Origin of the sequence: Aedoeadaptatus acetigenes, assembly GCF_025566985.1 — a bacterium.
Classification (GTDB): Bacteria; Bacillota; Clostridia; order Tissierellales; family Peptoniphilaceae; genus Aedoeadaptatus; species Aedoeadaptatus acetigenes.
This window is the reverse complement of record NZ_JAOQJD010000002.1, coordinates 153,319-174,689: the sequence shown is the minus strand read 5'-3', so window position 1 is coordinate 174,689 and position 21,371 is coordinate 153,319. Positions and strand designations below refer to the sequence as shown.

17 protein-coding genes and 1 CRISPR repeat array are annotated in these 21,371 nt (G+C 47.0%); of the genes, 13 read left to right on the top strand and 4 right to left on the bottom strand.

Features of this window, described 5'->3' with window-relative positions:
- Positions 1–361 precede the first annotated feature (361 nt).
- The 9 genes from OCV31_RS01770 to cas2 all read left to right on the top strand — a co-directional run bounded on the left by OCV31_RS01770 (position 362) and on the right by cas2 (position 10,934).
- Entirely contained in the window at positions 362–1,807 is a 1,446-nt protein-coding gene (locus tag OCV31_RS01770) for a carbon starvation CstA family protein (RefSeq protein ID WP_148472037.1), read from the top strand.
- Positions 1,808–1,973: 166 nt separating this feature from the next.
- Positions 1,974–2,585, top strand: a complete 612-nt coding sequence (locus tag OCV31_RS01765) for a hypothetical protein (protein WP_148472035.1) — start codon at positions 1,974–1,976, stop codon at positions 2,583–2,585.
- Between the two features lie 196 nt (positions 2,586–2,781).
- Positions 2,782–5,325 (top strand): CRISPR-associated helicase Cas3', encoded by a 2,544-nt coding sequence (cas3, locus tag OCV31_RS01760; protein WP_267303737.1) that lies wholly within the window; start codon positions 2,782–2,784, stop codon positions 5,323–5,325.
- A 163-nt stretch (positions 5,326–5,488) separates the two neighbouring features.
- The gene (cas5c, locus tag OCV31_RS01755; protein WP_148472031.1) at positions 5,489–6,193 is read left to right on the top strand and encodes a type I-C CRISPR-associated protein Cas5c; all 705 of its coding nucleotides are present in this window, start codon (positions 5,489–5,491) and stop codon (positions 6,191–6,193) included.
- 12 nt (positions 6,194–6,205) lie between these two features.
- On the top strand, positions 6,206–8,110 hold the full coding sequence (gene cas8c, locus OCV31_RS01750; protein WP_148472029.1) for a type I-C CRISPR-associated protein Cas8c/Csd1: 1,905 nt from the start codon (positions 6,206–6,208) through the stop codon (positions 8,108–8,110).
- On the top strand, positions 8,103–8,957 hold the full coding sequence (gene cas7c / locus OCV31_RS01745) for a type I-C CRISPR-associated protein Cas7/Csd2 (protein WP_148472027.1): 855 nt from the start codon (positions 8,103–8,105) through the stop codon (positions 8,955–8,957). The genes cas8c and cas7c overlap by 8 nt, the downstream gene beginning before the upstream one ends.
- 1 nt (position 8,958) lies before the next feature.
- The gene (gene cas4, locus OCV31_RS01740) at positions 8,959–9,612 is read left to right on the top strand and encodes a CRISPR-associated protein Cas4 (protein ID WP_148472025.1); all 654 of its coding nucleotides are present in this window, start codon (positions 8,959–8,961) and stop codon (positions 9,610–9,612) included.
- The gene (gene cas1c, locus OCV31_RS01735) at positions 9,609–10,640 is read left to right on the top strand and encodes a type I-C CRISPR-associated endonuclease Cas1c (RefSeq protein WP_148472023.1); all 1,032 of its coding nucleotides are present in this window, start codon (positions 9,609–9,611) and stop codon (positions 10,638–10,640) included. Before cas4 ends, cas1c begins: the two co-directional genes overlap by 4 nt.
- Positions 10,641–10,934, top strand: coding sequence for a CRISPR-associated endonuclease Cas2 (gene cas2, locus OCV31_RS01730; RefSeq protein WP_148472021.1), 294 nt, complete (start codon positions 10,641–10,643; stop codon positions 10,932–10,934).
- Positions 10,935–11,056: 122 nt separating this feature from the next.
- Positions 11,057–12,893: direct repeats of the CRISPR family, unit length 32 nt; unit sequence GTCGCACCCCTCGCGGGTGCGTGGATTGAAAT.
- Positions 12,894–12,918: 25 nt separating this feature from the next.
- On the opposite strand, the gene OCV31_RS01725 is transcribed toward cas2, so the two are convergent.
- From OCV31_RS01725 to OCV31_RS01710, 4 genes are all read right to left on the bottom strand, one after another.
- Positions 12,919–13,905: an IS30 family transposase gene (locus OCV31_RS01725; RefSeq protein WP_148472019.1), complete on the bottom strand. Its 987-nt coding sequence runs from the start codon at positions 13,903–13,905 to the stop codon at positions 12,919–12,921.
- Positions 13,906–14,046: 141 nt separating this feature from the next.
- Positions 14,047–16,317, bottom strand: coding sequence for a S8 family peptidase (locus tag OCV31_RS01720; protein ID WP_148472017.1), 2,271 nt, complete (start codon positions 16,315–16,317; stop codon positions 14,047–14,049).
- Positions 16,310–17,419 (bottom strand): AAA family ATPase, encoded by a 1,110-nt coding sequence (locus tag OCV31_RS01715; protein ID WP_148472015.1) that lies wholly within the window; start codon positions 17,417–17,419, stop codon positions 16,310–16,312. The genes OCV31_RS01720 and OCV31_RS01715 overlap by 8 nt, the downstream gene beginning before the upstream one ends.
- Positions 17,420–17,589: 170 nt before the next feature.
- Positions 17,590–17,769, bottom strand: coding sequence for a helix-turn-helix domain-containing protein (locus tag OCV31_RS01710; RefSeq protein ID WP_148472013.1), 180 nt, complete (start codon positions 17,767–17,769; stop codon positions 17,590–17,592).
- A 379-nt stretch (positions 17,770–18,148) separates the two neighbouring features.
- Between OCV31_RS01710 and OCV31_RS01705 the strand changes: the two genes are divergently transcribed.
- The 4 genes from OCV31_RS01705 (at position 18,149) to OCV31_RS01690 (ending at position 21,348) form a co-directional block, all read left to right on the top strand.
- Positions 18,149–18,364, top strand: coding sequence for a hypothetical protein (locus OCV31_RS01705; protein ID WP_148472011.1), 216 nt, complete (start codon positions 18,149–18,151; stop codon positions 18,362–18,364).
- A 256-nt stretch (positions 18,365–18,620) separates the two neighbouring features.
- Positions 18,621–19,343, top strand: a complete 723-nt coding sequence (locus OCV31_RS01700; protein WP_148472009.1) for a hypothetical protein — start codon at positions 18,621–18,623, stop codon at positions 19,341–19,343.
- A 222-nt stretch (positions 19,344–19,565) separates the two neighbouring features.
- Positions 19,566–20,018: a VOC family protein gene (locus tag OCV31_RS01695; RefSeq protein ID WP_148472007.1), complete on the top strand. Its 453-nt coding sequence runs from the start codon at positions 19,566–19,568 to the stop codon at positions 20,016–20,018.
- A gap of 142 nt (positions 20,019–20,160) precedes the next feature.
- A complete protein-coding gene (locus tag OCV31_RS01690) occupies positions 20,161–21,348 on the top strand; it encodes an L-lactate MFS transporter (RefSeq protein ID WP_148472005.1) in 1,188 nt (395 codons plus the stop codon).
- The last annotated feature ends 23 nt before the right edge of the window (positions 21,349–21,371 follow it).

Sequence of the window (21,371 nt, the reverse complement as noted above, 5' to 3'; positions counted from 1 at the left end):
AACTTTCATCATTTCCGAACCAAACTGCTTTTCGTCTGTTCAAAAGACCGGTGATGAATGGCTTTTAGGAAAACAAAAAGGAGCCTAGTTTTCACTAGACTCCCCAATGGTTGACATAGAACCTTTTTGTTGTGCAAGAAAGTCACGATTCGATGGAACGCGTTGATTCGGGATAAAGACGAATATATTATAAATATATTATACAGAACAGAAAAAATGAGCGAAAAGTCGGAGAGTTTACCTATTTTTTTCACAGTTGGATGTTGTAATTTTCACAATCAGCGTTATAATGAATGGGTAAGTAGTAGAAGCCTTTGTTGTTTATTAGCTTTTATTTAGAAATTCATTTTAGGAGGTATTTATGACTACATTTCTCATCGGCCTCGTGATTTTGCTCGTCGGCGGGTTCGCCTATGGCCGCTTTACTGAGAAAGTGTTCCAACCGGACGACAGAGAAACGCCGGCCATTAAGAGCCAAGACGGCGTGGATTACGTCCCCATGGACAAAAAGAAAAACGCGTTAATCGAATTGCTGAACATTGCCGGTACGGGCCCGATTTTAGGCCCGATCCAAGGGATTTTATTTGGACCCATCGCATTTATTTTAATTCCCATCGGCTGCGTACTGGGCGGTGCCGTACACGATTACATGAGCGGGATGATTTCCCTGCGCTCCGACGGGGCGCAAATGCCGGCGTTGATTAAGCGCAATTTAGGCGGCAAGGTGTACTCCGTGTACAATGTGTTCGTCATTCTGCTGATGGTATTGGTCGGTGCCGTATTTATTTACACCCCCGGGGACTTAATCGTCGCCAATGTACTCCATCAAGAAGCCATTGCATCGAATCCTGTGGTATGGATCGTTTATGCCTGCATTTTCGCCTACTACATTATTGCGACGCTGTTTCCCATCGACAAGATTATCGGCCGCGTCTACCCGATTTTCGGCGGCATCTTATTGCTTTCCGCCATCGGTATTTTCTTCGGTCTCTTTATTAAGGGCTATCCCCTGGATAATCTGACCATGAACAACATCGCCGGTGTTCACCCCGACGGCATCCACCTTCTGCCCGTCTTCTTCGTTACCGTCGCCTGCGGTATCGTATCGGGCTTCCACTCCACCCAAGCGACTTTGATCGGCCGCTCCGTAAAGAGTGAAAAAGAAGGCCGCTTCGTCTTCTACGACATGATGATTTTGGAAGGCTTCATCGCCATGATCTGGGCCGCTGCCGCCATGGGTATTTACAACAAGGGCATCGACGCCGGTTTAATCGGTAAACCTGCCGTCATCGGCCTCGTGGCCAACGACATGCTGGGTACCGTCGGCGGTTTAATCGCCGTCATCGGCATCATCGTGCTTCCCATCACTTCCGGGGATACGGCGCTTCGCTCCGCCCGTTTGATGATCGCCGATCACTTGAATATTTCGCAAAAAGATATGAAGAATCGCCTGAGCCTTTCCTTGGCCATTTTCGCCGGCGTACTCGTTATCCTGATTTTCGCGAAATTAAGCCCCAATGGCTTCAATGTCTTATGGCAATACTTCGCATGGGCAAATCAAACCATCGCAGTCTTTGCCTTTGCCATGATCGCCATCTACCTAAAACGCCACGGCAGAGCTTACTTGGTCTCCCTGATTCCGGGTATGTTCTATGTCTACATCATTATGGCCTACATTTTCGGCGCCAAGATCGGCTTCCGCCTGCCCTACATGGCCGCAAATGTTATCGGCGTCGTCGCCGCATTGATTTACGGCTACATCGTTTCGAAGGAAGGCAGCAAGCAACAAGACTTGGCCAAAGCGTAAATTTTATTGAATTAAAAGGGTGCGGGTGAAACCGCGCTCTTTTTTTTGTGCAAATTTGTAAAAAAAAAATCGGCCGTCTCACACCTTTGGGCGATGTTTCGAGCGAGGGGACGTGGTAATTTATAGATAAGAAAAATTCCCTTGCACAAAAAGAAGGAGGCCGTATATGAAAAAGAAATTACTGTGGATCGCCTTAGCACTGATGATGGTCGTGGCCCTTGGCGCCTGCAACAAGAAATCCGATACGGACATGGCGAAGGAATCCGCCGAAGGCTTTATGACCGCCATCAGCGAATTGAAAGTCGAGGACGCGCAAAAGTACGTCTTGGAAAAGGACAAAGATGTCTTAAAAGACGACGAATTCATGAAAGAGATGGACAAGCCGGAAAACAAATTCTTCATTGACATTTTGAAGAGCGCCAAGTTCGAATTTAAGTCCGGCGAAATTAAAGACGGCGCCGAAGAAGGCAAATTGGTTTATGCCATTACGGCGAAGGACATGATGAGCATCATTTCCCAATCCATGGATGACATTCTAGCAGGCAAGTCGGAAGAAGAAATCATGGCCGGCATCGACGTATCGAAGATGGCGGAAAAGACGAAAGATGTGGAAATCGAAGTGAAGAAGGAAGGCGACGCCTGGAAAGTTGCCGATCCCGAAACGATCATGATGGAAATGGCCGGCATCGGCGATATGGCGGGCCTTATGGACGAAGGCTTGGGCGAAGATACGAGCGAAGCAAACATGGGCAACGAAAATATGAGCGAAGAAGAGTAATCAGCTCGCTTATATAAAAACCGAGGTTGGTGTACTGACCCCCCAAAAGTTGGACCGAGAAATCCAACCTTTGGGGGTCTTTTAATGACAGAATACAGTTATGAATTGAAGAGAAAATCGTCGAAAAATAAAAGAATATATGTTTTCGCGTTTTTATTCTGTGTATATATTAAATACAAAAACAAAGGAGGCTTTTATGTTCGACGACCTGTACGCCCACATCGATCAAAAAGATACATCGAGAAAACAAACCCTCCACGACCATCTGTACCACACGGCAGCGCAATGTGGCCGCATGGGAAAAGGGGTGGCCATGGAAAGCATGCTTTTTTACGTGGGCTTACTTCATGATTGCGGAAAAGCAAAATTAAATTTCCAGAAGAAAATCAGAACCAATTCAAAGGATCACGTGGACCACTCCACCTACGGCGGTCTTCTTACATTGTGTTTTTTAGATGAGGTGTATAGCGGTCTTGAAGGCGGAAATGTGGACGAAGCATTTGCGTCGATCATCAAAAAAATTAATGAGGACATCCATGTTCTTATCTTTCTTAACGACTACGCCCATCTTATGGCCTACGCCATTATGTCCCATCACGGACCTTACGATATGGTACGGAAAAATCGAGAGAATCGCTATGTTTATACCTCTTTTGAGCGGGCGGAAAGGGAGAAGCTGTCGCCGGAATTTGAAAAGGACCTGGACGCGTTTCAAGCGTATTGGAAGAGGGAAGGCATCGATCTGAAAAAGCTTTTTGCGGAAGGGTTTCACGAGTACATAAACATGGCGGAAAAGTTAAATGCTTTGGCCGAGCGTACGTCCGACGACATCGACGAAGCCATGAGTTTTTATCAGGGAATGTTGGCGCGCCTGGTGGTGAGCATGTTAAAATCCGCCGATATAAAAGACACGATCAATTCCTACGATACCGTCATCGAAGAGGAGGACGAGGCGACCCTTCGAGCACTAGTAGAGGATTTCGAGGCGCGCATCCTTGCCGTCTACGCCGCCTATGGTCCGCCGAAAGATGGTATCGCGCGCGGTCGGGCGAGAATTGCCGATGCCGTACTGGCCCGCTCCAAAGCCGACGACTGTGGGATCTATACTTTGGATCTGCCTACCGGGGCGGGAAAGACCCTGCTCTCTCTGCGCTACGGCGTGAACCAAATGAAGTATCGAGAAAAGCGGCGTTTCTTCTACATCACCTCTTATCTTTCCGTCTTGGAACAAAATGCCGAAACCATGAAAAAGACCTTGGGCCACAAGGATCAGGTTTTGGAACATCACTCCAATGTGGTGGAAGATGAGGAAGGTGAAACGTCTCGCGGTGCGGAAGATGAAAAACAGGATTCCGTGGCGGCAGTGCAGCGCCAATTTTTACTGGGCGATTGGACATCGCCTGTGGTGCTTACCACCATGGTGCAATTTTTCAACACCCTGTTTAAAGGAAAGTCCGCCAATCTCACCCGTTTTAAATCCTTTGTCAACGGTGTGGTGGTTTTAGATGAACTGCAATCTTTGCCCACGGACGTGCTCTACATGATGAATCTGGCCTTGAATTTTATGAAGACGGTTATGAATACCACCGTGGTATTGTCCACGGCGACTCAACCCGCCTATGGTTCTTTGAGCTTGAAGCATCGCTTGGATTACGGCGACAAGAATCAAAAAAACACCGCGTTGGTCGCGGTGGCCGAGGAAGACAAGAAAAGTTTCGAACGGGCGAAGGTGGCGCTCTTGGGAAAAATCGACGAGGAGCAATCCCTCGACGATGTGGCGGCATTCATCCTTTCGAAAGAAGAAAAATCGCGGCTGGTGATTCTAAATACGAAGGCGGCGGTGCGCGGCCTTTACGATCGCCTGGCGGGCGCCATAAACTCGAAGGATCTGTATTACCTCACCACGAATTTAACGGCGGCGGATCGCCTGGCGCGCATCGACGAAATCAAGGCGAGGCTTGTGTCGGACGATTCCATATGCGTCGTGAGCACGCAGCTCATCGAGGCGGGCGTGGACGCGGACTTCGCCATGGTGGTTCGCTCCCTCACCGGTATCGACTCCATCGTGCAGGCAAGGGGTCGCTGCAATCGAGAGGGCAAACGCAAAGAGGCCTACACCTATGTGGTGAATATGGATCGGCGGGAAGAAAACATCGCGCCGCTGAAGGGCATGGGCGAAAGGAAGCTCGCCGGTGGCTTGATTTTAAGAAATGAAGAAGGGGAAATCGCCATCGAGGAATTCATTTCTCCCTATTTCGAAAAACTCTACGCCAATTTAAAAAAAGACGCCCTATCTCCCGTTTTTGATTTGCTTTCGAAGAATCCGACGAAGAAAGACATTTTGCTGAAATCCTCCCCCGGTGCGGCTTCGTTGGACGGCGGCATTCTTATGGAAGACGGCAGGGTCGTCAATTTCTTTCAGTCTTTTAAAGAGGCCTATGAAGCATTTAAACTTATCGACGACGCGCAAGATGTGGCCGTGGTTTTATGTAATGAAACGGAGGAGGCCGTCAATCGGCTGCGGGACATGGAGCTTGGCTCCGCACGCTTCGATCCGAAGGCGTTAAAAGAAGCGCGGCAATTGATTCGCGGCCTCTCGCGCTACACCGTGCCTTTGCCGAAAAAAGCGACGAATGTTTGTGAGTCGATTTTAGACGGCATGGTGCAGGTCCTCCCCAAGGAATTTTACGACAAGGACTTCGGTTTAAATTTGGATTATGAGGGGGGAATTATGATGTAAATAAAAAAGGCCTAAAAATAGGCCTAATTCATATTGACTCATTTCAATCCGCAGCCGAAGCTGATTATTACAGTATAACAGAAAAAATTTATACTGCAACTTGCTTTTTCAAGAGAGCAGAATTATAATTCATATAGACTCGAATATGAAAGGAGGTGAATCCATGAATCAATCAAAGTTTTTCTATGCAAAAGTGTACGGCGATCGGGCGTTGATCACGTCCCCTGAGAGTAAATCCGGGGGAGAGAAAATGAGCGCCATGGTGCCTACTCGGGAAATGCTTCGCGGCATCGTCGACGCCAACTACTTTAAGCCCGTCTTAAAAAATGTAGTGGACGAAGTCCGTATCATGCACAAGATCGAGTCGTACACCCAGGGCACGCGGCTCTTACTAAAAAACTACGCCAGTGATTTGAGTGCGTACACCTATCTTTACAATGTATGCTATTACGTTAAATTCCACTTCGAGTGGAATGACGCACGCGACGATTTAAAAGGCGATCGCAACTTCAACAAACACGAAGCCATTACGGCCCGCTCCCTGAAGCGAGGCGGCAGACGACCGATCTTTCTCGGAACCAGCGAGTGCGCCGGCTACATTGAGGAGCTAACGCAAGAGCAATACGAAAACGATCCGGGCTACTACGACGACAAAACCCTGGGCTTCGGGCTCATGTTCAACGAATTTATCTACCCTACGGAGCCGGGAGGCATGCTCCAAGCCGTATACGCGCCCATCAATATGAAAAATGGCCGCATTGACTACACGGCACTGGAAGGCAAGGGCATTCTGCGAGACGTCCGCAATTACGACTTTAAATTGCCGGCGCAGACCAAGACCGTGGACGAAGAATTGGAAGACTATTAAAGGAGGTGAGACATGAGTTTATTGACAGCCTTACTGGATTCCTACGATTATGCCTTAGAAAACGACATGGTGGGAAAGCCCGATCACTTCGGTAATATTCTATTGCCAATGTACTACAATTCCATGAAATCCAACGGCAAGAATATTATTGAGCTCCTCTTGAGCAAAGAGAGTGTCCTTTTGGAGGCGCGCGTCCTTCCCGAAGGAGAAACCATTCAGTTTCCCGTTACGGAAGATTCCGTCGCCAGAAGCAGCGGCGTGGCGCCCCATCCATTGGTGGATTCCGCTTCCTACGTGATTCAAGACGGCGAAAAACGAAGCGCTGCCTATATGGAACAAATGGAGAATTGGCTGGCCTATGATGCAAACGATTACGTGCAAATCATTCGAGATTTTTTGAAGAAACCGGGCATGCTCGATGCCGTAAAAGAGAAAATAAAGAATTCCGAAAAAGACGGAGAGGAAAAATCAAAAAAGAGCGCAGCGTCCATCGACTTTGAGAAAGTGTTCTTCACTTTCACCATCGAAAATTACGAGGGCATGAAAAATGTCTCTGTAAGTGAAAATGCAGCACTGCAAGGACGCTACAAAGCCTATGTGGAATACCTGAATGCCAATGATCCGGAAAAGGAAAAGATCATTTGCAATTTAAGCGGCAAAGAGGATTACCTTTGTATCAAGCATCAACCGCTAATGGGGACGGCACGCCTGGTGTCGCAAATTACCGCCAATGACGAGAATTACCGCGGCCGTTTTACGACGGCGGATCAGAGCATAAAAATAGGCATGGAGACGAGTCAAAAGATTCATCTCATGGCCAAGTACTTACTTTCGGGCCAAGGGACGCGGCGTTGGCTCGGCGAGCAGGCCAATATGGTGAGCTGGTTTTCCGACGACCTTTCCAATGCCGCGGAATTTAATCCGACGAAATCCGCGGAAGTGGCCTCTTCCGTTAAAAGCCGCCTGCTGGCCATGAAGCAAGAAAAGTCGGATGGATCCATGATCGCCGATGCAATGACAGAAGATATCGTCAAGTCCTTTACCAGCGGCAAGCGTATGTTTTCTGATGTCGCCACCTATTACATCGCCATTTTCGACAAGATCAGCAACGGACGAGTGGCCGCCAAGTATTTTCGGTCTTTGAGCGCTTCCCGTTTAAAAGAAAATCTGGTCGCTTGGCAAGAGAAATACCACTGGTGGGGATTCAGCAATGAAAATCGGGACAAAGAGTTTACGCCAAGCCCGAGGCGCATGGTTTTGGCCGCCTACGGCGTGGAGCGGGACGGGATGTTAGAAATATCAAAAAATGATTTTCTGAAAAATCAGTACCAAAGCATCGTAACCGCCCTTGTGGAAGGGCGTGCCGTGCCCCGAAATTTCGAAAAAGCCTTGGCGGTGAACATTCGCCATCGACAAAACTACGACAAGACGTGGATGGAAGTGATGTTTTGCGCCTTGGCCGTATTAAAAGATAAGGGAGGGATTAAAGACGCTATGCTAAACCGAGAAAACACCGATCGATCGTACTTATTCGGTCGCCTGTTGGCTTCATTCGAGTATCTGGAGAAGAGCACTTTCAGTAAAGGGGACGAGCGAAGCACCAACGCCGAAAAAATGTGGACCAGCTACACCAATCATCCGGCGACCATGATGTTGCGCTTAAGAAATTTAATGATACCCTATGAGCGGAAGTTGGAAAGAAGCGACGAAGCACTAAAGCGAATGGCGTATTTTAACGCGATGCGCGAGATTCGAGAAGCCACCAATATGCTCCATGAAAGCTACGATATGGATTCAGTGGAAGTCAATCGGCCCTTGGACTACGGATTCATTTTCGGTTACGAGGCCCAAAGACAAGCTTTTTATTCCGGAAAAAACAAAGAAGTAAAAGAAACCGAGGAGGTAGATCATGATTAACCATAAAGTCGACTTTATCTTTACCATCGAAGTGGAAGGAGCCAATCCCAACGGCGACCCCTTGACGGGAAACATGCCTCGCATCGACGGCAGGGGCTACGGAGAAATCAGCGATGTGTGCTTGAAGCGGAAAATCAGAAACCGCATGCAGGACATGGACCATGCCATCTTCGTGAAAGCGGCGGAACGGTGTGACGACGGGTTCACATCATTACAAAAGCGCTTTGAGGCCAGCTTCAAGAAAGACGTTCCCGACGAAAAGGTCGCCGAGCAGGCCAACGAAAAATGGATGGACATTCGCGCCTTTGGCCAAGTATTCACCTATCAAAAGCGCGCCTTGGGCATTCGCGGCCCCGTCAGCATCTCCATCGGAAAATCCGTGGATCCCATCGAAACGACCACCATGCAGATCACCAAGAGCGTCAGCGGCATGGACCCGGGCCCGGGAAAAACCCGAAGCGCCGACACTATGGGAAGCAAGCACTATGTGGATTGGGGCGTGTACGTGGTCAACGGCAGCGTGAATTGCTATTTGGCCGACAAGACCGGATTCGACGAAGAAGACTTGAACGTCCTAAAAAAATGCATTCGAACCCTCTTCGTCAACGACGTTTCCGCGGCCCGGCCGGACGGCTCCATGGAAGTAAAAGACATTTACTGGTTCAATCATTCGTCGAAAGTCGGCGATGTATCCAGCGGAAAGATCAAAGATCTGCTTCTGCACGACGAATTGAGTACAGGCACGTTGAAGCCCTGCTACGAAGATTACAACTTCCGATTGGACGAAGAAAAATTAAAAGCATTCGAAGAAGAAGGAATAAGCGTCGAACATTTCACGGGGCTCTAAAATGTATCGAGAAGACGACTTTCTCATGTTGAGCGGCATTCAGCACTTTTTATTCTGCAAGCGTCAGTGGGCTTTGATCCACGTGGAGCAGGTGTGGAGCGAAAACAGCTACACGGCGGAAGGGCAGCTGATTCACGAGAAAGTTGATCAACCTTTCATCAAAGAAAAACGAAAGGACCTGATCATCTCCCGCGCCATGGACGTCAGCTCCAAAACACTGGGACTTTCCGGTCGCCTCGATGCCATCGAATTTCGCCGGGGAGAAGTAGGCATTGATTTAAAAGGGCGCGAAGGAAAATGGATGCCCACCATTGTGGAATACAAGCGGGGGAAAAAGAAAAAAGGCGACTATGACGAGGCCCAGCTCATGGCCCAGGCCATCTGCGTCGAAGAAATATGGGATGTAACCATGCCGTGCGGCTACATCTACTACCACGAAACGGATTCCCGAGAGAAAGTAGACTTTACTCCGGAACTGCGCCAGCTTGTCGTCGAAACGGCTCGCGCCATGCACGAGTATTATGATAAGCAGGAAATACCCAAAGCGGAATTCTTTAAAAACTGCACTCAATGCTCCCTGTATGACGCCTGTCGTCCGCGGCTCACCAAAAAAGCAAAAAACGTCCAACGTTATATTTACGAGGCGGAACTATGAAAAAACTCCTGAACGTCTTATACGTCACCAACCCGGACTACTACCTGCGCAAAGAAGGACTCAATGTGGTGGTGACCCTTGAGGGGAAACGCATGGGCCGTTTTCCCATTCATATCCTGCGGCAAATCGTCTGCTTCAATTACATGGGCGTTAGCCCGGACTTAATGAAACTATGCATGGAAGAGCATGTGCCCATCACCTTCTTTACCCCTTACGGCAAATACTGCGGCCGGGTCGTAGGCGCTTCCTATGGCAACATCTACACCCGAAAGAAACAGTACCGCCTGGCTGAATCCGAGGCCTCCCTCGACGTGGCGAGAAACATGATCTACGCCAAAGCCTACAATTCGCGAAAAGTATTGATCCGAGGCCGGCTGGATCACAAAGAAACCCTGGACTGCGAGCGGGTGCAAGAAGCCATCGACGCCATGAAGACGTGGATGGCGGAGACTAAAGCCTGTAAAGATAAAGACAGCCTGCGGGGCATGGAAGGGGTTATTGCCCGCCTCTACTTTTCCGTGCTGGACGAGCTCATCGTGAAACAGAGAGAAGATTTTTACTTCATCGAGCGGAGCAAGCGGCCGCCCATGGATCGGTTTAACGCCCTGCTCTCCTTTTTCTACGCTATCCTCGCCAACGAAACCGCGGCGGCTTTAGAAGGTGTCGGCATCGATGCCTACGCCGGGCTCTTCCACACCGATCGGCCGGGGCGGGCAAGCATGGCACTGGACATGATCGAAGAAATGCGCGCCTTCGTCGTGGATAAATTCTGCCTCTCTTTGGTGAATTTGAACCGCATCGACAAGCGCCACTTCGAAGTGAAAGAAAACGGCGCTTGCCTACTAAACGACAAAGGTCGAGAAATCGCCCTCAATCAGTGGAACAAACGCGCGCAGGAAGAAATCATCCATCCCTTTACAGAAGAAAAAATCAAGCTGGGCCTCTTGCCCCATGTGCAAGCACAGCTATTGAATGCCTACTTGCGCGAAGACATCGAGGCCTATCCGCCGTTTATGATGGGAGGATAAATGCAAATACTACTCACCTACGACGTGGAGACCGTGACGCCTCAAGGCCGAAAGCGCCTGAGGCAAGTGGCAAAAGTTTGCACGGATTACGGTCAAAGGGTGCAAAACTCCGTCTTCGAGCTCAATGTCGATCCCGCAACTCTGGTGACCATTAAATCCAAATTACATGGTATAATCGATCCAAAGAAAGATTCCATACGAATCTACAATCTGGGAAAAAATTGGGAGCGCCGAATCGAGACCATGGGACTGGACGAGAGCTACAACCCGGAATCGGATTTACTGATGCTTTGAGAGGTCGGGCTGAACAGAAAAGCGCCGAGACCGTCTCACAAAAAAGCACACAAAAAAGCGACAAAACGCTTAAAAATGACTTAGCTGTATGAAAAAAGGCCCGAGAAGGGCTCAAAAATACAGTCGCACCCCTCGCGGGTGCGTGGATTGAAATGTTCTTACAACTTGCAGATGAGGCCGGAAACATGTCGCACCCCTCGCGGGTGCGTGGATTGAAATCGGAAGGATGCTTTGGAATGTTGGTAGTCAGATCGTCGCACCCCTCGCGGGTGCGTGGATTGAAATCCAGCGTCCGCATCTCGTCGATGGACTTAATTTCCGTCGCACCCCTCGCGGGTGCGTGGATTGAAATATTCTTCTACCTCAAAAAGTTTTTCAATGTTATCTTCGTCGCACCCCTCGCGGGTGCGTGGATTGAAATCGCCCTACGCCATTCGGCACACGACGGGAACCTTTTTGTCGCACCCCTCGCGGGTGCGTGGATTGAAATCGCCCTACGCCATTCGGCACACGACGGGAACCTTTTTGTCGCACCCCTCGCGGGTGCGTGGATTGAAATCCAGATGCGGTGAAGCTGGACGGGGCGGAGTCGATGTCGCACCCCTCGCGGGTGCGTGGATTGAAATCTACACCATGACGGTGGGCGAGCTGGAAGAGTGGGTCGCACCCCTCGCGGGTGCGTGGATTGAAATGAGATCACCTCCGGACCGTGGGAGTGCACCATGATGTCGCACCCCTCGCGGGTGCGTGGATTGAAATCCAGATGCGGTGAAGCTGGACGGGGCGGAGTCGAGTCGCACCCCTCGCGGGTGCGTGGATTGAAATCATTACGCGGTGGGTGCGGTAACTTTAGCTTTCAGGGTCGCACCCCTCGCGGGTGCGTGGATTGAAATGTTAATTTTTGTTTAACGGCGCGTTAATTGTGGTAAGTCGCACCCCTCGCGGGTGCGTGGATTGAAATGGCTAAGATCGGTACGCCCGCGGCGATGGTCCCCGTCGCACCCCTCGCGGGTGCGTGGATTGAAATCCTTGTCAGAGCTTTAGCATCGCAGGACATCGACGTCGCACCCCTCGCGGGTGCGTGGATTGAAATTGCGTTTGCGGTTTTGGCAACAGGCGGCGGAGATAGTCGCACCCCTCGCGGGTGCGTGGATTGAAATCAACTCCGCCAACGCTCCAGGCCCGATGGTCACGGTCGCACCCCTCGCGGGTGCGTGGATTGAAATCAAGTAATGCGGAGGCAGAGAAGGGCGAGGCATCGTCGCACCCCTCGCGGGTGCGTGGATTGAAATGCGATAACGTCATTAAGATCGCTCCAGCTAACTGGAGTCGCACCCCTCGCGGGTGCGTGGATTGAAATCTTGATCTCCTGCAATGTACGCTCGGTGCGGATAAGTCGCACCCCTCGCGGGTGCGTGGATTGAAATGTGTAGCATCGCCGACGACAGGCTGCAGCACGTAGGTCGCACCCCTCGCGGGTGCGTGGATTGAAATATCCTTTGATCAACGGCGGCAATGTACACGCTCAGTCGCACCCCTCGCGGGTGCGTGGATTGAAATACTTTCCACGATGTAAAGATCACGGCCGGCCAACGTCGCACCCCTCGCGGGTGCGTGGATTGAAATTTGTGGGCTGATGATGTCCTTATCGCCCACACGGGGTCGCACCCCTCGCGGGTGCGTGGATTGAAATCGAAGGCAACAAGTTTATCATCGACGTGGGCAATGTCGCACCCCTCGCGGGTGCGTGGATTGAAATTGTCATATCCACCTCGTTTAACATCGCACCGGGCGTCGCACCCCTCGCGGGTGCGTGGATTGAAATACAATTAACTGAACAACTAGAAGATTAGGCGGGAAGTCGCACCCCTCGCGGGTGCGTGGATTGAAATACATTTATTTATGCAATAAAAAAAGCCTACCGCGGGTCGCACCCCTCGCGGGTGCGTGGATTGAAATGATCCCTTTTTTGCGCCTTGAATTGTCAAGTCAAGTGCAACTCCACTGAATGATAAACCTCATAAGGCGTTTTCCAGTTTAAACATTTACGTGGTCGACGATTGATCTCTTCTATTTTCGCTTCAATGTAGCTATCTGATTGGTCAATATCTTTTGTTTTTGGAAAGTACTCTCTTAATAGTCCATTTGTATTTTCATTGGTCCCTCGTTGCCATGGATGACGAGGCAGCGGGAAATAGAATTCAACTAGAGACAGTTGCTGTGATATCTCAGGATGCTTTGAAAATTCTTTTCCTCTATCGGGAGTAATGCTTTGAAGGGGTTCATCCTTCAACAGTTCAATCATAGCCTGCTTAACACATTGGGCAGTCTTCTTTGGAATTTTCTGGCAAAGAAGGTAGCGACTTTTCCTGTCAGTCAATGTGAGTAGGCATGCCCTGCCGGTTTTACCTGCCACCGTATCCGCCTCCCAGTCGCCCAAGCGCTCTCTTTTTTCAGTTGCATCCAGTCGTTCGGATATGGGATTGGTGATTGGAATTTTACCGCGTCTTTCTTCATAGGATTTTGTATGCCTTGTTTTTCCGCGATGTCTTAATTTTCTAATACATCCTCTATTGCCCCTCGACAGATTCGGTTCGTCAAAAAGGCCGGAATAAATGGCTCGATAAATCGTGGAGAAGCTAATGCTATAAACACTCCCTTCGTATTTTAAGCGGGCAGCGATCTGTTCCGGAGACCATTGGTGCTCTAAAAATAACGACTTTACTTTTAGGAAGAGGACGTCATCGTCTAACTTCTTTCGAGGACGACATTCTTTTCTTCTAGTGGTATAAAGTACCTGCGCATCGCAAGGCAAGTAACTTCCTTGTAAAGAATTTCTCTTTAACTCACGGCAAATTGACGATTTGTTGCGTCCTAACTTTGTAGCTATTTCAGATTGGTTTAAGCCGATGTCCATATAATGCTTTAGCAACTCACGATCTTTTAGTGTAAAATGAGAATAATGATTCATCGTTCCTCCTGGTTGATTGGTTTTTGTCGACATAATTTTACCAGAAAACGGTGAATCATTTTTTGTTGCACTTAGATTGTAAATTCAAGGTATAAAAAAACGCCATAGGAATTTAATAGCCTATGGCGTTTTTTATAAAGTTTATAATTCGACGAAAATCTGATTTTCTAATTTTATATTGATTGGTACAAGATTTCGATATTGAGATAAAATATCGTCATACAAAATTCCAGGATATTTTGGAATCTCTACTGTAATGGCAACAAAATATTTCATGGGAGTAGTTCCAGCAATATCTCTGTTCATTCCATGAAGTATGAAAAATGGATTGTTCAAAGAAGACGTTCTCATAGTAATAGTCTTTTTGGTTACAGTATCCCATTTCAAATGTTGTGATCGCAGTTCATCTTCACTCAAAAATTGCTTTGGCGGTTTGGAGATTGGAAGATCGGAACGACTATATCCTAAATCATATAGTTCTTTTTCTGCATCAGTCCCAGCAAAGGCTGCTTTTTGCTTTCTACCCTGTATTGTGTTTTTGAAATAATTATAATGTTTATCATGCGGATAAAAATAATCTTCTACACAATTACAAGTATAAGAGTCAACATCATTTGGGTTTAATTCAGATAAAGTTGAAAGAGTCCATGTTATATTAGCGTTACATTTAAGTCCATTTATATCTGGGAGAAGAATGGGGAGTTGTATATTTTGCTTAGGGGCTATAGTTCCTTCGTATAAAACAACAACTTTATTGTCTTCACAGTTTAGGATATTTGTAACATCATCAACACAGAATCCGAATCCTATTTCTTCAATGCTATATTCATCTGAATCTTCTGCTGTGTGAATAAGTAGTGTTTTAGCCATGTGCTGAGAGATTTCAGAAGATAATGCCATCATTTTTCCTAGCTTACCAGTAACAATAGGAGAGGAAAAACTGGTTCCACATTCTACAGTTGCTTTATTTGGTATAGTGCTAATTAAAACAGCTGGATTTTCTGGTGATCCTCCAAATTCCAAGACATCAGGCTTTACTTTGCATCCTTCGCGTCCAGGGCCAATGCAACTATAACTAGCCCTTACTTTTTCTCCATTTCTGTCAAATGTATAAGCACCAATTCCTAAACCATTAACTAAGTCTGCGGGTGCTTGTATCCTATTAAAAGGATAGGGTAAATCCCCATCATTTCCAACAGCAACACAAAATAGTGGATAATGAGGAAGCATGGAAAGCCTATCCAATGCGTAGGTAAAACGGCTAATATCATCATCAACAATTGCACCTCGAGGACCGAAAGATAAATTATATAATGCAGTTTCTGTATGGTTATGCACGATTTGTTCTATTTGATCGATTGCAGGATACAGTCCGCTATCTTCTATAGGATTTCCAGTCTGCTGTTGTGGCAATACTCTATATGAGTCAACAGAAACAATCGGCGTTTCAAGCTGTTCAGTTGATAATTTATAATTTAACAACCCATATAAAACAGCACCGCAAACTGCAGTTCCGTGTGCAATAAGTGCTGGATGTCCAGTGATAGGTGTCAGTTCATGTGCGGTGACAAAATCTTTTAAGTGAGGTAATGTCGAGTCAGCACCACCATCAAAAACACCTATTCGCATTTGAGGAGTTCCTTTGTATAATGGTGGAACTGGTGCGTCAAAAAAAGAGCTGCCACGCATATTTGGTATGTTGAGTTCCCCTAAAGGATGAATGGTTCTTAATGGGTTAAACTTTGCCAATCGTTCTAATGTTTCGTGATTACATACGGCTGCACAAAATAAAGGACCATTTTCATAACCAGATATTTTGTATTTATCTGCTTCTAAATCTAAAAGGGTTAAGAATTGTTGCATAGCAAAATCGTCATTCCATATAAATGGATGTAAAACAATTTCAACTAATCCGCTATCCCAAGTACCTGAGAAACCTGAAATTTTTTCTGTAGAGTCGAGCAAATCAATTGTTCGAATAGTTGAAATTTGATTTTGCCAGGTAACAGTGTTATCTTTTTGACCAGACTCCAATATGTATTTTAGGTTTTCTAATCCCCGATCACTGGTTTTTGCAAAATATAATTTCGATTTAACCAGTCCTTCTTCAGACTTTGAAATTACATATTTACGTCCTCCAATAGGAGTAATACCATCCACCGATAAAAGCATATCAGGTGAATAAGATTTAGCTTCAAATTTAGGTTCCATACGGATACAGACGACTTTTTCTTGTAAAAAAATCTCGTCATTTCTTTGGACTTCTTCTTGAATAGAAGTAATATCCTTGATTAAAGCTAGCTTATTTTCGTGATAAGTATGGGGGAGTTTTTGCGGTCCTCCATAGTAACGCTTTTCAATATCTTTTACATATAGTTCTCCGCGTCCTAAAATTGGATGTTTGTTACTCATTTGATGCACCTCCGTTCTGCAAATAACGACTTACAGATGTTGCTGGAATCTTTGTTATTTTTGATATATCGCGTATGCTTAAAGAAGGATCAACCTCTCGAAGCAAGTTGCAAAGTTCTATCTTTTGCAATTTGCTGTCGTAAGAATTCAAACAAAATTCTTCAAAAACAATTAAATCTGAATTACTCCCAGCTAAAACAATTTTTCTTTTAACGTGTGTACATAGTTTGCCAATATCAGCAGCACTAATATGGGCAGTTTGTTGTAGTGCAAAAGAAAGGGATTTGGGCGATAGCATATCATAATATTTGCCTAAGTATCTTTGTAATAATAGTTTGCGCTCACCTATTTCTGGAGTTTTAAATGTGATTGTTCGATCAAAACGTCTCCATATAGCTTTGTCTAATAAATCGGGATGGTTGGTTGCTGCAATAATTATGCTTTGACTTGGCCATGTTTCTAATTCTTTTAGTAAGACATTAACTAATCGTTTTAATTCCCCTAAATCTGAAGCGTCATCTCTGCGTTTCGCAATTGCGTCAATCTCATCTAAAAGTAAAATTGATGGAAACGACTTTGCATAATCAAAAATATGTTTAATATTTTGACCTGAGCGACCAAGATAACTTGAAATAGAAGTAGCTAAGTCCATTGTTATTAAGGGTAAATTTAATTTGTAAGAAAGCCATTTTGCAGAATAAGTTTTTCCTACGCCCGGCTCGCCAATAAAAAGTAAACTATTGGGTGGAGTAATGTCTTCAATAAGCAGTTTCTCGATTTCTGTTCTTTCGAGTATGAAATTGTTTAGTTCCTCCATGGTTTCCGTTGATAATATCGGAGGGTCAATTTCTAAAGGTTCTTCTGCTTTGCAAAGAGTAAAGCGAGTTTCTCTATCGATTGGAACTGGTTGTACATCGACAGATCTTATAGCAGAAGCGCCATTTCGGGAGTAAGTTAAAGATTGAGAAATTTCCTGAGCAATATGGGGTTGCTTTTTTTTATATAACTTAACCAACATAGTGGAAATTTCTTCAACTAATCTTCGGTCATTATCTAAACATGCCCGTACTAGTTTTGGTACTAATTCATCACTGTTCATCATTTCACCTCATAAATGCTATTTTGGTACAGATGAATTATACTGCAAATTCAATGCGAATTCAATCAAAATGTTCCAAAACAAAAAATATATTAAAAATGGAACACAGAAATAATGAAAGATAAAACGCCATAGGAATTTAATAGCCTATGGCGTAGAGGGTCTGTATTCTGTTATATATCTAATTTATCTAACCATTCATCAAAGGACTTCTTTGAAATCCTGATTGTATTGCCTATGCGGACAGTTTTGAAATGCCCCTCTTTCGTAAGGTTGTAGGCCGATGTTCTGCCGATGTTCAGCATTTTGGCAATATCTTCGACGGTATAGGTTCTGTTTTCACAATTTGACATAAGGTCTTCTATTTGGTAAACCGCCAACAGATGAGCGTTCCTACGCTACATTGGGTATGGTTTGAGCGATACATTCTTGCTAAGAATTTGCTAATTGGACATTACATAATGGGGGAAAAATCGGTGCATGGTATGTTGTGCCATATCAAGCACAACGACCGAAAAAGCCCATAAAATCAATGGTTTTCTTGCATGAGAAGTTATGTAGTCGGTAGCCGCAAGAGGTGGTAAGCCATACTCCGGGGCGGTAGTCGGTCTTCCCGAAGGTCGCACCCCTCGCGGGTGCGTGGATTGAAATATAGAAAGAGCTCGGTAGGAATCGGGCGTGCAACATCTATAAAAAATATGTTGGTTATGTTGGGTTACAAGGAGGTATAAAATGGTTAATTATATCGTTCACAAGAATTTTATCGGCGAATACCAATTTTATGAAGATAAGCAAGAATTTTATGGGAACATTCTAGGGATTGAACCTGTAATTGATTTTTGCGGTAACACAAAAAAAGAGTTAGAAGAATCATTTAAAGAAGGTGTTGAAACGTATATTGAAGAATTTAATATAAAGAAGGGATTTGAAGAGTTGTTAGTGATTTAATAAAGGGCTATCTTAGTCGCACCCCACGCGGGTGCGTGGATTGAAATGCACGTCATAGCGATATAAACACAACGCTGATATAGTCGCACCCCTTGTGGGTGCGTGGATTGAAATTACGTCGTCTAATACTTTTTCGTCGTCCATGTCTAGTCGCACTCCCCGCAACCATGTGGATTGAAATACAAATTTACATTATCTCAAGTAAAAAACACCCATCTCCACGCGAACAGAATTGAACAGGAACCGGGAGGCTCACATGAAACGATTTCTTTTCCTTAGCATGGCCATTGTCGCAGTTTTATCGGTCGCTTGCGCGAAGGCCGGTGCAAATGAAACCATCAATGCAGATAAGCAAAGTGCCTCAGCCCATGCTAGGGAAAGGGCGTCGGGGCATAAGGAAAGGGCGGAACACAATTATCCGCCCATGGTCAAGGTGGCGGGGGTCGTTTACGTGGACACGGGCTATGAAAATGCCATGGCAACCTGCACCACGACAGATGGCGAAATAAAAACCGCCGTGGACGGAAGGAAGATGCCCGTAAATGACGATGAATCGAATTTCGGCACAGGCTACGGCTATCAATTTTGGGAAAAGGGCTATATGAATGTTCGCCGGAATAATCGGTGGATTTTATTTAAGGATTTGGACCTCAAGAACGACGGCGATGGGATTCCGAAATGGGTCGCCCATTTTACGGCGAAGGTCATCAAGGCGGAGGAAGACTCCCTTCTCGTCGAGGTGACGGATGTGGACGATGGGTTTTATTTTAAGGAGCGAATGACAAAACCCATCGTCCTGTCGATTGAAAATTTGGATCACGCGAAGGACGGATTTGTCAGCACGGAAGGCCTTGAGGGGAAGGCGGTGGAGGTTTATTTCGGCGGCGAAATAAAAAATGCGGAACCGGAAAGCTCTGTGCCCATCCATCTTGAAACCATCTATAAAATCCATGTAAAGGAAGGCAATGGGATGAAATAAACTTTTCGGTTGAAAGAAAAGGCGGTCCATGGCGTTTAATATGTCGGCAGTGTTTTAGGCCGGTCGTTTTGAATGGGACCGAAACCATCCCTTACAATCGCGACGTCGCTTTTCTTCCACAGGCCTCTTCTTGTGGTTTCGATTATGGTATAGTTACAAGAAACACAACCAATAGAATCCTGGGGCATTTGCCTTTTGAAAGGGGATAGAAGGGAAGATTTGATGATCGGAAGAATTTATCACGTGGGCCTCACGGTATCTGATTTGGATCGATCCGTTGCTTTTTATCGAGATGTTCTCGGGCTTGAGTTTCAGGGGGAAATGGTCATGACCGGGGCTGGAACCGATGCGTTGTTTCAAAAGAAAAATTGCAAGGTGCGGCTGGCCTATTTAAACGGTTCCCGGCATGTGGAAGCGCCGCCGGTGGAGCTGATTCAGTTTGTCGGCGAAGCTTCGGTGAAGGGGGAGCCGGATTTGTTTGCGCCTTCGATTTCGGAGCTGTGCTTTTATACCGATGCCATTGACGCCGTTTACGAAAGGCTTCTTGCAAAGGGTGTGGATTGTTTGTCGCCTCCGGTGGCATTCGATTTTACCGACCAAGGCTTCGGCAAAAGCAAAGCCTTTTATTTTAAAGATCCCGATGGGATTATTTTAGAGATGATGCAGCCTCTTTAGGCGGATGAAGCGAGCTTTCGGGCTCGTTTTTTTGTGTCGTTTTTCCGTCGCTCGCCTTTAATTTTTCTTGCCTTTCGCGAGAAAATATATTAGACTATCGAGGACTACACATTTTTTTAACAAGCATAGAGAGGAAGTGACTATGAAGACGCACAATCGTTGGTTGGTGCTTGCCGCCTGCGTGGTAATCAATTTGTGTCTCGGGGCCGGTTACGCGTGGAGCGTGTTCCAAGGGCCTTTGGTGGAGATGTTTGGTTTCACGCCGGCGCAGGCGACGATCGCTTTCAGTATTTCTTTCGGCATGGGCCCGATCGGCATGATTTTATTCGGGCCGCTGCAGGATAAAAAGGGGCCGCGGCGGATTACCTTCGTCGGCGGTTTGTTGTATGGTTTAGGTTTTATTTTGACTTCGTTTACGACGAGTTTGGGCTGGCTCTACCTGTCTTACGGCTTGGTGGCCGGGGCGGGAATCGGCATGGCCTACGGCTGCACCACGGCGACGACGGTGGCCTTGTTTCCCGACAAACGGGGCCTCGCCAGCGGGCTGAATGCGGCGGGCTTCGGCTCCGGTGCCGTGGTATTTGCGCCCATCGCGGCGGCGTTGATTCGCTCCTTCGGCGTGCTGCACGCGTTCCGCTACTTGGGCATTGCCATTTTAATTATTATTTGCGCCGCGTCCCTTCTTTTGGTGGGACCGAAAGAGAAGCAGGCGCAAGGGGCGATTCCCGAAGGCGACAAGCGCCCCTCGGAAATGCTTCGCATGGGCCGCTTCTGGATTTTGTGGGTAATTTATGCCATCGGCGGCATTAGCGGCATGATGATCATCGGTCACGCCTCGCCCATCTCTCAAGAACACATCGGCTATCCCTTAGCCATGGCTACGGCGGTGGTTTCCATCGTGAGCCTTTCCAACACCTTGGGCCGCATTTTTTGGGGCTCCATGTCCGACCGCTTCGGTCGCTACCCGGTGGTGAGTATGATGTTTGCCGTGTCCACTGTGGGCATGGTGCTTATGTATTTAAATCTTTCGCCGGTGATCTCCGTGGCGGGCATCGTGCTCATCGCCCTGTGCTACGGCGGCTTCCTCGGTATTTTCCCGGGGATTACCGTGGAAAACTGGGGTGCCACCTTTAACGGCAGCAATTACGGCTATATGTTTGCCGCCGTGGGCATTGCTGCGGTTATCGGTCCCGTCCTCGCCGCCTCGGCGAAGCAGGCCAATGCCGGGGACTACGGCCCCGCGTTCTTCATGGCGGCGGCGCTGAACATCGTGGGCCTCGCCCTTATGCTCGGTTTTCAAAAGTTCCAAAAGAAAAAAGCAAGTGAATAAAAAAAGGTGTGCATGACGCACAC